Origin of the sequence: Exiguobacterium sp. s21, from assembly GCF_018617975.1 — a bacterium.
GTDB classification, from domain to species: domain Bacteria; phylum Bacillota; class Bacilli; order Exiguobacteriales; family Exiguobacteriaceae; genus Exiguobacterium; species Exiguobacterium mexicanum_A.
This window is the reverse complement of sequence record NZ_JACSLF010000004.1, coordinates 113,139-126,527: the sequence shown is the minus strand read 5'-3', so window position 1 is coordinate 126,527 and position 13,389 is coordinate 113,139. Positions and strand designations below refer to the sequence as shown.

The window sequence follows — 13,389 nt, the reverse complement described above, 5'->3', positions numbered from 1 at the left end:
GACTCCCCGATTTTTGGGGGAATTTTTGGACAGTCCCATGTTATTCAGCTTATTGATCGTCGCCCTGCTCATTTTCATGACCGCCTTTTTTGTGGCGGCTGAATTCTCGATTGTTAAAGTGCGCGGCGCCCGTCTTGACCAACTCGTGCTCGAGGGAAACAAACGGGCCTCTGTCGCCAAAAAGGTGATTGAAAATCTTGATGACTCGCTATCGGCTTCACAGTTCGGTATCACGCTCGCCGCACTCGGTCTCGGTTGGATTGGTGCGGATCAAATCGAAGGGATGATTCAACCGCTTGTCGACCGTTTGAACGTATCGACGTCGCTCGCGACCGTCCTATCCTTTTTGATTGCCTTCTTACTGATTGCCTTCTTGCACGTCGTCATCGGGGAACTGGTCCCGAAAACACTGGCCGTGCACGAAGCCGAGCGCTTGACACTGCTCGTCGCCCGACCGCTTTATTTCTTCACGAAATTATTGTATCCGTTCATCCACGTGCTAAACGGCACAGCCCGGCTGACACTTCGCTTGTTCGGCGTGCAGACGACAGCACAGGAGACGGCGCACTCGGAAGAAGAACTCAAAATCATCATGACCGAGAGTTTCCGCAGTGGAGAAATTAACGAGAATGAGCTCGCCTACGTTCAAAATATCTTCTCTTTCGACGAACGTGTCGCCAAAGACGCGATGGTCCCACGGATGAACATGGTGACCATCGACGAAGAAGACTCGATTGAGACGATTATCGCTACCGTCCAAGAGCACCAATATACGCGCTACCCGGTCACCCGTGACGGTGACCGCGATGATGTGCTTGGCTTTATTAACGCCAAGCAGCTATTCACCGCTCAACTCGTCAAGAGCGACGCCCCGTTCGAATCGTTCATCCATCAACTCCCGCTCGTGACGGAGTTCACGCCGCTTCAAGAGGCGATGGTGAAAATGCAGAACGCGCGGACGATGATGTGTCTCGTCATCGACGAGTATGGGGGTACGGCGGGACTTCTCACGATTGAAGATATCCTCGAGGAAATCGTTGGGGAGATTCGTGATGAATTCGACCGTGACGAGCAAGCTGAGATCACCGAAGTCACACCCGGGCATTATCGCCTGTCCGGTCTCGTCTTGACGCAAGAGATCGAAGAACGGTTCGGCATCGAAATCGAGGATGATGTCGATACGATCGGCGGCTTCGTCTTATCACAAAAAGCGAATGCACGTACTGGAGAACGCTTCGTCTTACCGGGCGAACATGAGCTGATTGTTCGTGAAATCGACAATCACCGTATCGTTTTCGTCGATTTGATTTTGGCTCATAAAGACGAGATTCAACCTGAACTCGACTGACCAATTAGACCGCCCTCCCCGAAAAATCGGGGAGGGCTTTTCGTAGGCGGTTCGAACTGTCGCTATATTTTCAGACCTTGTCGTGATATACTGCACATATGTTGCTTATTTGAGTGCGTGTCACTCATTGACACAACATCACCGAACAGTTCATGAATGTTCGGTCCAACAACTACAGAAAGAAGGTTACGCATGGAACGTAAACTATTTTTAATTGACGGAAACTCCATGCTGGCCAGTGCCTATTACGGTGCCGCCGCGAGCCGAACGAAAAAAGGACGCGAGGTATCTAAAAACGATCGGAGTGCCGTCATCGGTATGACAGGCCTCATCCGGACGATTCTACGTAGACATCGTCCGACTCATTTTGTCGTCGTGTGGGACGTCTCACGTGAAACATTATGGCGCCGCGAGCTTTATCCAGGCTATAAACGCCGTCGCCGCCAGACACCACCCGAGTTGAAAGCTCAAATGGAACTCATGCGCCAATTGCTTGAAGATAGCGGGATTCCGCAATATCAAGTCGAAGGCTATGAAGGAGAAGATTTGATCGCTCATATCGCTCGGAAGTTTAGCTGTAGCGCTCCTGTCGTCATCATGACGAAAGACAAGGACTTGCTTCAGCTCGTGAGCCCACGCATCACCGTTTGGCTTCAAACGCAAGAGTTGCAACAAATGCAGGCTCGTTGCGACATCAAAGACAATCGCCCGCTCCCGCTCAAGCGACATCTCGAGATTCGTCCTGAGGAGATTGCGGCGTTGTACGAAGGATTGAAGCCAAAACAGCTCTCAGCAGTCAAAGCATTGACAGGAGACCGTTCAGACGGGATCCCGCCTGTGGCCGGATTGGACGAAAGCCAATCGGTCCAGTTGATCAAACGCTTTGGTTCGCTTGATAAGCTCTATACGGCGCTAAGCGTCAAAGGCGACAAACGACAATTAATCAATGAAACGATCGCGGCACTGACGTCAGAAGAAGTGCCCCGTAACTTGAGACGCACACGTAAAAAGGCCGAGCGCAACATGGAGCTCGTCCGTCTCGATGTCACGGTGCCAGAACTCGAACACTTGAAACTCGCTCATCTTGAGCTCAGTATCAATTCAAAACGTGTCGAACAAGCGTATCAAAAACGCGGCATTCGCCTCTCGTTTGATTCGAGTCAAAAGAAAATTTCAGCACGCTAAAAAAGCGCGGACAATTAGTCCACGCTTTTTATATTTACCTTGATGCCATCATCGTCGGTGAGCGACCATTCCGGTGTCGTTCCGCCAAGCGCGCGGTTTGTCTCTGCGTCGACCAAAAGCGTCCACGCCTCCAGACCGGCCTCTTGTCCCATCGCCTGGCTCGGCCGGGCCCAGACGTTCGTCCCGATGTGGTGATGATATCCGTCGGCCGCTAAAAATAAGGCGCCTGGATACGAATCGGTCGTCACCGTGAAACCGAGACGATCTTGATAGAATAATTTTGCCGCTTCTAGGGAACGTACTTTGAAGTGGACATGCCCCATCGTCGTCCCGTTCGGAAGGCCCGTGAACGGACGGTCGGCCGCCGCCTCGAGCATCGATTCATATTCAACCGGGTCCGTCGACATCTTCACATGACCGTTCGCTTCATATTCCCACTGCTCTCGGGGACGATCCGCGTAGAGCTCGATGCCGTTGCCTTCCGGGTCGCTCAAATAAAACGCCTCGCTGACCAAATGATCACCTTGGCCGACTTCAATCCGTTGCTCGATCAAATGACGGAGAATCCGTCCAAGTTCGATACGGTCCGGCAACAGGATTGCCATATGGAACAAGCCGGCTGTTCGTGGATTGGAACGCACGCCGCTCACTTCATGTAAGATAACGAGCGGCGTATTTGGCGCACCGAGCATGACGCGATTCTCTGTCGTCTCGAGTACATCCATGCCGATGACGCGTTCATAATACGTTTTCATCATTTTTAAATCATGGACGCGCAACGTGACGGCGCCGAGTTGTATGTTTGTCAATTTCATAGTTGATCACCTCTATCCTCAGTATACCCGCTAGGTGGGAGCGGCAGAAGACGGCACAAAAAGGTGGTATAGTTACCAAAAGGATACTTTGAGAAGAGGGATGTACATGAACAGAATCTCAAGCTGCGAGGTCGATACCGCGCTCGAGCTGATCACAGGAAAATGGAAACCATCGATTTTACTCACGCTCATCAATGAAGACACGTTACGGTTCAGCGAATTGAAACGCTCGCTCCCGAACATCAGTCAAAAGATTTTGACGGCCCAGCTCCGCGATTTAGAAGAGCAAGACATCGTGATCCGCACCGTCTATCCGGAAGTACCGCCTCGCGTCGATTATCGCTTGAGCGAGTACGGGAAGACGCTCATTCCAGTGCTCGAGATGATGAACACTTGGGGTATCCAACATGCCGAACGGATGCGCAATAAATAACTATCCACATGTGGATAACCCGTTTCCGCAAAACTACCTATCACTTATCCACAGGAGGCTCACATGATTCGTTATCCACAGTTAACCGGCCATCATTTTGGGGTGACGGCCCCTTCATCCGGTGTTCCTACTGAGTTACATGGACTACTTCATGAGGCCGAGGCGACATTCATTCGCCACGGATTCACCCTCCAATTCGAACCATCGGTCTGGACGCAAGACAAAGCAAAATCGGCACCGGCAGAAGTCCGGGCCGATGAATTGACACGTTTATTTCACGATGACACGATTGATTTGATTATTCCGCCATGGGGCGGCGTCCTCTTAATTGAGCCTTTGGACCGACTCGACTGGGACGCGTTACCCGCAAAATGGATGCTCGGATATTCCGACGTCAGCTTATTTTTATTCGTCTACACGCTCAAGACGGGGATCGCTTCGGCTCACGGGACGAACCTCGTCGACCTGCGCGGCGAAGAATGGGACGCGACGAGCTCGCGTTGGCTCGACATCGTATCGGCGAAAGAAGGCGAGACAGTCATCCAGCTCGCCTCAGAGCAGTTCCAAAAAGAGTGGCAACATGACAACCCGAGCCCTCATGTGTATCACTTGACCGAACCGACGGAGTGGAAATCACTCGGCGGGACAGAGGCGACCGGACGATTGCTCGGTGGCTGTATCGATGTCTTGTTGCATACCATCGGCACACCGTATGGAGATGTCGCCACGTTCCAACAGACCTATTTAAAAGGCGAACCGATCCTCTGGTATTTTGAGAACGCTGAGCTCGATGTTCCTGCACTCAAACGGACCCTGCTTCAAATGAAGTGGGCCGGTTGGTTCAATCATACGTCAGGCATTCTGTTCGGACGCAGTGCAGCCCAACAGCCCGTCCAAGGCTACACGGCAGAAGACGTGTATGCGGAACTGCAGGAATTGCTCGACGTGCCTGTCATCTACGACATCGACTGCGGGCACGTCCCGCCGCAAATGACACTGATTAACGGTGCCCACGCCTCGATTCAAGTCGATGACGGCAAAGGGACACTTATTCAAACGTTCAAGGGCTGACGCGTCAGCCCTTGATTTTTTTGATGAGCGACATCAGATGGCTGCGGAAACGACCTTCCGGGAACAAGCCCACTTCTCGTTCAATCAACGGTACCCATTCATCCCCACACCCGTGACTCGTTCCAATTAACAGCCCTTCAAAGTAAATCGCTTGATCGACAAACCCATGCTTCGCCCATTGATCATGATGCTCCAACAGTTTCAAAAACGATTTCCGGGCCGCCTCTATCTTACCAGTCAGCGCGAAATAGACACCTTTACTCATCTCGAACGCTGCGATGAATTCTGTATTTCCTTCTAGCAGCTGGTTCATGACAGCAATCTGTTGCTGTAGAAGATCCGTCTTCCGATATTCAATCGCATAGAGCGCTTCTGTCATCGCTAGTCGTATTTTCATCGTCACATCGTTTGTGAAATTCGTGTATTGTTTCGCTTTTTGTAGCGCATCGACAATCGCTGCTTCATCTTTTAAATAAAGGGCGCAAATGGCGATCGTTCGATATACATCGTCGACCCGATAGTACATTTTCGTTCGTTTCATGTAATCAAGCGTATCTTCGAGACGACGAATCGCGCCTGGTAAATCATCGTCATACAACATATTACGAAACACCATCAACATGCTGAATTCGACGTGCGTCTTCGTCTTCATCCTTCTCGAATCAATCAACTCAATCGTATCGATACGCTCAATCGCCTCATCAAATCGATTCCACATGAGCAGATAAAACGCTTGGCTGATGCGAGCCATAATCAGTTCTTCTTTCTCCTCGAGCCGCTCGAACACCGCGATTGCCCGGTCGTACCACTCCAACAGTTGTTGTTGGTCCCCACGATTGAAGAAACTGTCCGCGAGTAACGTGTACGCCTTCCCTTGCCACACCGAGTTCATCTCCACGTCCAAATAAGGTACGAGCGCCTTCTGAACGGCTGCATCTTCCCATGAGTTGAGACTCCCTTGCATATATTCAATTTCTTCGACGATTTTCTGCAAGTCTGCCTCGCGCGGATCGACGAGCAACGACTGTAACGACACGTCCAACCGTTTCGCGAGTTCCCGAAGACTGCGCATCGACGCCTCCGCTTTTCCATTTTCAATCATACTGAGCATCGATTTTGTGATGATGCCTTCGGCCAGTTGACTTTGCGTCAACTTTTTTTCTTTTCGTAACGTTTTTATTCGTTGTCCGATCATAGGGGCACCTCTTAAAAGTTAAATTTAATTGAACTTATTGTATACAAATCGGTTGTCATCGTTTATTATAAAGTTAAATCAGGTTGAACTTAACTATAAAGGAGAATCGATATGACGACCACCTCATCGAACTTGTATGTATTGTTGCTCGGAAAGTTCATGTCGTTGTTTGCATCCAGTCTTTTCACGTTTGTCGCGGGATTGACCGTCCTGACCACATCTGGCTCGGGACTACAGTTCGCGCTCGTCCTACTAGCCGGCACAGTACCGCGCGTTTTATTATCTCCGTTTGCCGGGGCATTCGCCGACAAATTGAATCGCAAACGCGTGATTATCACGATGGAGTCAGTAAACGCCTTATTATTTTTGGTTGCTGGAATTGCGAGTCTCGTTTGGACGTTCGGCGTACCTGCTTTCTTGATTATCACATGTCTGCTCTCTATCGTCTCGACTTTCTTATCGGTCACGTTGTCGAGTTCGATTCCGCTCTTGTTCAATCAGGGAGAACTTCAACGCGCCAACTCATTGATTCAAACTGTCATTTCCGTTTCGAGCATCGGTACACCATTGTTAGCGGGTGCCTTGTTCAAACTGTTACCGATCTCGGCCTTCCTACTCAGTTCATCCCTCTTGTTTGTTATCGCCGCCCTTGTCGCTTCTCGTCTCACGTTCCGAACGCATGAACGCATCTCTTCTGACCAATCGACATGGGACGACGTCCGGTCCGGCTTCCGCTATTTGAAACAACAACGGGTATTATGGACATTGACCGTTCTTGCCGCCTTGCTCAACTTCTTCTTCGTCGCCTCAGAAATTTTGTTTCCTATTGTCGCTTTACAGGAAATCGGTGTCAGTCCCCTCCAGTTCGGCTTTTTAGAGAGCATGTTCGCTGTCGGCTTTTTAGTCGCCTCGCTCGCCCATGCGTTACCAGTCTTTGCAATCAAGTATCGCCTTGCGACCGTTCGCACGTCGCTCATTGTCATGAGTTGTCTTTTTATTGCACCGGCCATACCCATCTATTTTGACTTCACAATCACGCCGGCCATCGTCTTATTCACAAGTTTCGCTTTATTGAGCGGCTTTTTCATTCTCCGTGTCAACATCCCGATGCAACTGTATTTACAGACAAACACGGAACCAAGTTATCTCGGTCGTGTCATGGGCGTCCTCGAAGCACTCGCTATGGGCATCACACCGCTCGGATTTATCTTATTCGGCGCATTGAGCGAATGGGTGCCCGTCGCATACCTCTATTCTATTTGCATGGTCTGCCTGCTCACCATCACGTTGTTCGCGATGCATCGCATCCGTCACGACATTGCTGCCGAAAAATCAGATGTATTGGCCGATGCGGAAAGCGCTCCGGCGCATCAGTGAACACAAAAAGACATCGAACGTTTCAGTTCGATGTCTTTTCTGTTGATGGGAGGACTCGTTTCTCTAACAAGAACGGTCCGAACGGGATGACCGACGCCATGACGGCGAGCACTAACACTTTGAAGCCCCAGTTGAAACGCCATGCCATATAGACGGCTGCCGCCACGTAGGTGACGAACAAGAAACCGTGGGCCGCGCCGACGATGCTGACGGCGAGCGGCATACCCGCCAAGTACTTGAGTGGCATCGCGATGAGCAACAGAAGTAAGAAAGACATCCCCTCTGTGTATCCGAGCCATTTGAAATGTGTCGCGTTCATATTCGTTCTCCTTTTCAATCGATGCTACGTTCATCGTAGCCGAAAGAGGTGAGTTTTGTCACAGGAGAACGTCATAAATCCGTTACGCTATTTGACGATTTGGTGAACGATGTAACACTTTCGTTTCGACGAACTTGCGAAGGAACAATCCATCGACGCCAAGTTTACCAGCATTGTAGCCCGCGACGAGGATGAGGACTGAGACGATCAACATCGTCGGGTTCGTGCTGACCGTACCTGAGAGCAAGAACGCCATGTTCATGACGAGACCGAAGAAAGCGGCGCTACGTGTGAGGGCACCGAGCAAGAGCCCGAGACCGACGAGAAACTCACCGTAAGGAATCAACACATCGAACAAAGCCGCGTTCGGGATGGCGAAGTTCTCTAAAAATGCTGCCCACCAACCGGCAACGGCTGGGTGATCACCCGTGGCGAGGGAAGCTGCGTTTTGAAGATAACCACCCGACTCGAATCCACCTGTGATTTTGCCCCAGCCCGCTGTGAGCCAGTGATAGCCGAGCCAGAGACGAAGGACTGTCAAAATACCGGTAGCGATGTTGTGGTTCTGCCAAAATTTTATGAACATGATAATTCCTCCTTTGAATGAGTGAATGATGATTGATATGTGATTACATTCACAATATACCATCTATGTTCACACTTTCACATAAGTTAGGGCAAGAGTTCACGTTTCGTTCATATGTGCGTCACAGGTCAGTCACTTTTTGGAAATTGGTCAATTTGAAAAGGACGTCCGCGAGGGACGTCCTTGTTTGAGTTACAAATTCACTTCTTGAGGGGGCTGTCCTTTTTTATTCATCACGCGCATCGACTGCGGCGCGATTTTCAAGATGACGAGTTTTGGATCGTCCGGACCATCGAACCAGCCTTCGAGTTTCTCGTTCCATACTTTTTCTTTCATCGATTCATCATCCGATACACTCGTCTCGCCTAAAATCTCGAGATACGTATCCCCGACACCATCGCCGTCATAACCAATCAAAATATGCGTATACGGATTGTTTTTTAATTCATCGACTTTATCCGTGTCTTTCGACGTTGCCGTGTAGAGTGTCAGTTCATCATGGAAAAACGTCATATAACGGCTGTGCGGCTTGCCTTTATAGACCGTTGCCATTGTCCCTACGTTACTATGATCTAAAATCTGTTTTGCCGTTTGCATTGCATCCATTCTGAAAAACCTCCTTGTGGTAGTCACTCGTATATTGATTCCCCCGGGGCAAGTGATTAAACACGCGGACAACAAAAAACCTGCTCGCCGAAGCGAGCAGGTTATAAAATTCCTTAGAAAGGAAGATTAGATTTTTTCAACGTTAGAAGCTTGTGGTCCACGAGCTCCGTCAGTGATTTCGAAAGTTACTGCTTGGCCTTCTTCAAGTGTCTTGAAGCCGTCGCCTTGGATTGCTGAGAAGTGTACGAATACGTCGTCTCCGCCTTCCATTTCGATGAAGCCGTAACCTTTTTCTGAGTTAAACCATTTTACTTTACCTGTGTTCATAATGAACCCTCCTGAAATAAACGCTGTGCGTTCTAGTAGTGCCTTACTAGAAAAAACTGACCAATAAAAAATCACAAACCTCTAGGATTATCTTAAACGAAAAATAATCCAAAGCGTTTTGTGAATTATGTTTCCAGCTATTCTTAATTAAGCACATATAGAATATACCATGGATAAATGCTTCTGTCTACTAAATACTTCGGTTTGCTAAAAATACTTCTAAAACGGGTACATCCAATTGTAGTGAACGCTAGGAGGATGAACCCTATGACCGCACATATCGATCGCTCGAATATCGCCGCCACGATCGCCCGTCATTCGAATTGGGCACTCGATGAGCTAGTGACGGACACACTCGACTGGCATGAATCAACACGACAGGCCCACTATCCCGATCAAGCAAAAACCTATCTCTCTCACCTACCGATGACCGAACGCATCATCCCGGTGACAAGTTCGTTGCCGCTCGAGACGGTAGATGGAATCGTCCGTCCGGTGTGGATGCGCCGGCTCGACGCCGAGCACTTGAACTTGAGACAAATGACGCGTCAGCACGTCGACGTCACCGATTATGGCGCCATCGGGGATGGGCAGACGGATTGCACGCTCGCTTTTCGGCTCGCCCTCAGGTCGAGCCGCCACGTCCACGTGCCGGCCGGCGTATATCTCGTCCGCGGCATCCGTATCCCGTCGAACTGCGTGCTCGAAGGGGCCGGCCAGCAGGAAACGATCATCAAGCTCTCAGACCGGGCACCGAAACATCGACGATTACTTCGAAATGCGACTCCCTTCGCCGGCAACCACCATATCGAAGTCGCACATTTGACGCTCGACTGGAACGTGGAGCGCCTCGGTGACGTCGACCGGACGTCGAGTGGCGATACCGCTTCGAGCGCGTTGACGTTCGCGCACGTCAAATTCGGTTGGATCCATCACGTCACGGCGAAAAACGCGGGACTGCATGCCTTTGATATCACTGCACCCCACTATCATTACTTGGGAGACGGATTACGCGCCAAAAAAGGCAGCCGCTACGTGTGGCTCGATCATTGCGAGGCGACGAATTACGGCGACGATGGCATCACGACCCACCATAGTGACGCCATCTATATCACGAACTGCTATTGTCATCATCCACACGGACGCACCCATGCCCATGGATTCTCGAACTCGAACGGAATCGAGATTGATGACGGGTCACGCCATGTCACACTCGTCAACAATATGAGCGAGGGTTGCTTCGGGGGCGTCGAAGTGAAGGCGCACGGGACGTCTTCAGCCGCTCACGACGTCCACATATTCGGACACTTCTCATATCACGATAATCGCTCGTTCAACTTCCGGCACATCAGCCACCACTTGGCTGATGATCCGCAGTCGAAGACGGCACGCTTCCTTTCAGGGACGAACCTCGTCTCGATGGAGCCGGTCCGTTCGAGTCTTTATAAGAAGTCTTCTGCGCGTAGCCTCGTCATATCAGCGTATCAAGACGTGTTCATTCACGGGTTCACGGCGATTGGGAATCCTGAATATGACTATCGCGGAAACCCGGCGCTTGCCATTCAATACAAATCCCGGAACGTCCGCTTGAAGCGGATTGCGACGAGTGGTTTTACTTCGGGCCGGGCCGACATCGAACTGTTCGGCGGGGATAATCGAACCGATGACGTCACGATTGAGGATGTCATTTGCCTTCACTCGGCCCCGGTCGTGTTGAAAATCGGCGGACAGCTCACGAACGTCATGCTCCGCCGAATTGAAGGCGAACAAAAAAGTGGAGATGTACTCATCTCCACGAGTAGCCCGATCGAGGCCCATGATTTATTCGCTTATGGGTTTTCCGATCGCGTACGCAATGACGCTTGAGCCGACTCGACGAGTTCATCGAGCATCGCCTCATCTAAATTGAGTGAACTCACCGTCTGTTTCGCCATCATGCGGACGATGGCTTTGTCGAGAAAGCCCATTCGTTCGAAATCATAGCCGTTGCCGACGACTTCGACGAAATAAGCATGTGCCCGCAACACTTCTCGATAAGCATCCTCGAGTTCTCGTTGCCGTTCGGCCGCAGTCGGCGTACCGGCACATAAATAGAGGCCGAGCGGTCGTTTGAGCAGTTGGGTTTCGTTCCTGTGCAGCCAAGCCGTCATCTCGTCTTGAATTTTGCCCATCCGGATCGAGCTGCCGACAATCACATGGTCGACCGTCCCCCACTCGACATTCGGCTGCTCGACTACATTTTGGATGTGAACGTCTCCCGGAAGCCGTTCGGCCAACAAATGAGCAACTTTCTCACTCGTCCCGTAGCGGGTCGAGTAAGCAATTAACGTATTCATCGCGTTTCCCCCTTTCGGTCAGACTCTACTATCTTTATTCCCGAAAGCAGCCACGTTTACTAGTAACCACAAAAAAACTCGCCGCGGAGGCGAGTTTTTTTTCGTCACACTTTATACACTTGCGCTTCATACGGACGAAGCGTGAACGGTTCGATCGGTTCCATGTTCCCGATGACACGTTCTGTCACGTCATACGGGAGTTCGCGTGTCACCGTCTCATCCGAGAAGTTGCAGAGCACGAGCCACGTCTCCCCTTCGAACGTTCGAGTGAAGGCGTATACCGCTTCATCGTCTGGGAGTAACAGTTCATACTTCCCGTAGACAACGGTCGGATTTTGTTTCCGGAGCTGAATCAACTGGCGATAGTAATGGAACAGCGAGTCTGGATCACGCCGCGCCGCTTCCGCGTTCACGGTCGTATAGTTCGGGTTGACCCCAATCCACGGCGTTCCGGACGTGAATCCGCCTTGCGCCTCGGCCGACCACTGGACCGGTGTCCGCGAGTTGTCGCGCCCACGTGCGTGAATACCGCGGAAAATCTCATCATGCGTCAACAAGCCATTCGTCGTGTAATCCCGATACGCGTTGAGTGTCTCGATGTCACGGTACTCATCAATCGAGTCGAACGCCACGTTCGTCATCCCGAACTCTTCACCTTGATAGATGTATGGCGTCCCTTTCAGCATGTGCAGGAGCGTCGCCAGCATCTTGCCAGAGGCGACACGATACTCGTCCGAGTCGTTCCCGAACCGTGAAATGGCTCGCGGTTGGTCATGGTTGCTCCAGTAGAGACTGTTCCAGCCATCTTCTTCAAGACCTTCTTGCCAACGCGAGAAGATTGTCTTCAAGTCCGTCAACTTCCAGTCCGTCGGATTCCATTTGCCGAAACTGCCGTTGCCGACGTCGACGTGTTCGAAATGGAACACCATGTTCAACTCGTCACGGTCTGTTCCTGTATAAAGCTTCGCCTCGTCGACGCTGACGCCCGGCATCTCACCAACCGTGATCGTATCGTATTTCGACAGGACCTCACGATTCATCTCCTGCATGAACTCATGGATGCGCGGCCCATTGAAGAAGAACGGTGTGCCGTCCCCGTAACCTGTCCCCCGCGTCTCGCCGTCTGGATAACTCGGATCTTTCGAAATCATGTTGATGACATCCATTCGGAAACCGTCGACCCCTTTGTCGAGCCAGTACGTCATCAAATCGTATACTTCACGGCGCAACGTCTCTGACTCCCAGTTCAAGTCTGGTTGCTTTGTACTGAACAGATGCAAGTAGTATTCGTCGCTTGCCTCATCGTATTGCCACGCACTTCCTCCGAAGAAAGCGCCCCAGTTCGTTGGCGGCTGACCTTTCTCGCCTTTTTTCCAAATGTAGTAGTCCCGATATGGGCTGTCTTTTGAGGAGCGCGACTCCATGAACCATTGGTGTTCGTCCGACGAGTGGTTGACGACGAGGTCCATCATAATTTTGATGCCGTGACGATGCGCTTCTTCGAGCATCGCATCGAAATCGTCCATCGTTCCGAACTCATCCATGATGGCCCGGTAATCGCGGATGTCGTATCCGTTGTCGTCGTTCGGTGAATCGTACACCGGCGATAGCCAGATGACATCGATGCCGAGTTCCGCCAAATACGACATTTTCTCGGTGATTCCAGGGATGTCCCCAATCCCGTCACCGTTCGAGTCATTAAAGCTGCGCGGGTAAATTTGATACACGACCGCTTCTTTCCACCATTGTTTCATGTTTCATCCTCCTCATACGTTCTGTCGATTTCATCGT

At 50.9% G+C, this 13,389-nt stretch carries 14 protein-coding genes; 6 read left to right on the top strand and 8 right to left on the bottom strand.

Features of this window, described 5'->3' with window-relative positions:
* The first annotated feature begins 25 nt into the window (after nt 1-25).
* Nucleotides 26-1,348 carry a hemolysin family protein gene (locus KNP06_RS06700; protein WP_034780692.1) on the top strand — a complete coding sequence of 441 codons (1,323 nt, stop codon included), beginning with the start codon at nt 26-28 and terminating at the stop codon, nt 1,346-1,348.
* Nucleotides 1,349-1,540: 192 nt separating this feature from the next.
* The gene (locus tag KNP06_RS06695; RefSeq protein WP_034780689.1) at nt 1,541-2,533 is read left to right on the top strand and encodes a 5'-3' exonuclease; all 993 of its coding nucleotides are present in this window, start codon (nt 1,541-1,543) and stop codon (nt 2,531-2,533) included.
* A gap of 14 nt (nt 2,534-2,547) precedes the next feature.
* On the opposite strand, the gene KNP06_RS06690 is transcribed toward KNP06_RS06695, so the two are convergent.
* Nucleotides 2,548-3,348, bottom strand: a complete 801-nt coding sequence (locus tag KNP06_RS06690; RefSeq protein WP_214710696.1) for a VOC family protein — start codon at nt 3,346-3,348, stop codon at nt 2,548-2,550.
* A 106-nt stretch (nt 3,349-3,454) separates the two neighbouring features.
* Here KNP06_RS06690 and KNP06_RS06685 point away from each other — a divergent pair, with 106 nt between their 5' ends.
* Nucleotides 3,455-3,781 (top strand): winged helix-turn-helix transcriptional regulator, encoded by a 327-nt coding sequence (locus KNP06_RS06685; protein WP_214710697.1) that lies wholly within the window; start codon nt 3,455-3,457, stop codon nt 3,779-3,781.
* Nucleotides 3,782-3,844: 63 nt separating this feature from the next.
* Complete coding sequence (locus tag KNP06_RS06680) at nt 3,845-4,852, top strand: S66 family peptidase (protein ID WP_214710698.1); 1,008 nt, start codon at nt 3,845-3,847, stop codon at nt 4,850-4,852.
* A 4-nt stretch (nt 4,853-4,856) separates the two neighbouring features.
* Here the strand turns inward: KNP06_RS06680 and KNP06_RS06675 are convergent, their stop codons facing one another.
* A complete protein-coding gene (locus tag KNP06_RS06675; protein ID WP_214710699.1) occupies nt 4,857-6,047 on the bottom strand; it encodes a helix-turn-helix domain-containing protein in 1,191 nt (396 codons plus the stop codon).
* A 111-nt stretch (nt 6,048-6,158) separates the two neighbouring features.
* Between KNP06_RS06675 and KNP06_RS06670 the strand changes: the two genes are divergently transcribed.
* Complete coding sequence (locus KNP06_RS06670) at nt 6,159-7,424, top strand: MFS transporter (RefSeq protein ID WP_214710700.1); 1,266 nt, start codon at nt 6,159-6,161, stop codon at nt 7,422-7,424.
* Between the two features lie 22 nt (nt 7,425-7,446).
* Here the strand turns inward: KNP06_RS06670 and KNP06_RS06665 are convergent, their stop codons facing one another.
* The 4 genes from KNP06_RS06665 to KNP06_RS06650 all read right to left on the bottom strand — a co-directional run bounded on the left by KNP06_RS06665 (nt 7,447) and on the right by KNP06_RS06650 (nt 9,262).
* Nucleotides 7,447-7,743, bottom strand: a complete 297-nt coding sequence (locus KNP06_RS06665; protein ID WP_214710701.1) for a DUF3817 domain-containing protein — start codon at nt 7,741-7,743, stop codon at nt 7,447-7,449.
* Nucleotides 7,744-7,825: 82 nt separating this feature from the next.
* Complete coding sequence (locus tag KNP06_RS06660; protein ID WP_114164914.1) at nt 7,826-8,329, bottom strand: DoxX family membrane protein; 504 nt, start codon at nt 8,327-8,329, stop codon at nt 7,826-7,828.
* A 192-nt stretch (nt 8,330-8,521) separates the two neighbouring features.
* Complete coding sequence (locus tag KNP06_RS06655; RefSeq protein WP_214709719.1) at nt 8,522-8,935, bottom strand: pyridoxamine 5'-phosphate oxidase family protein; 414 nt, start codon at nt 8,933-8,935, stop codon at nt 8,522-8,524.
* A 126-nt stretch (nt 8,936-9,061) separates the two neighbouring features.
* The gene (locus KNP06_RS06650) at nt 9,062-9,262 is read right to left on the bottom strand and encodes a cold-shock protein (protein ID WP_016507985.1); all 201 of its coding nucleotides are present in this window, start codon (nt 9,260-9,262) and stop codon (nt 9,062-9,064) included.
* Nucleotides 9,263-9,529: 267 nt separating this feature from the next.
* Here KNP06_RS06650 and KNP06_RS06645 point away from each other — a divergent pair, with 267 nt between their 5' ends.
* Nucleotides 9,530-11,128: a glycoside hydrolase family 55 protein gene (locus KNP06_RS06645; RefSeq protein WP_214710702.1), complete on the top strand. Its 1,599-nt coding sequence runs from the start codon at nt 9,530-9,532 to the stop codon at nt 11,126-11,128.
* Here the strand turns inward: KNP06_RS06645 and KNP06_RS06640 are convergent.
* Nucleotides 11,092-11,598, bottom strand: coding sequence for a flavodoxin domain-containing protein (locus tag KNP06_RS06640; RefSeq protein ID WP_214710703.1), 507 nt, complete (start codon nt 11,596-11,598; stop codon nt 11,092-11,094). The genes KNP06_RS06645 and KNP06_RS06640 overlap by 37 nt on opposite strands.
* Before the next feature lie 104 nt (nt 11,599-11,702).
* On the bottom strand, nt 11,703-13,352 hold the full coding sequence (locus tag KNP06_RS06635; protein ID WP_214710704.1) for a glycoside hydrolase family 13 protein: 1,650 nt from the start codon (nt 13,350-13,352) through the stop codon (nt 11,703-11,705).
* Between the last annotated feature and the right edge of the window lie 37 nt (nt 13,353-13,389).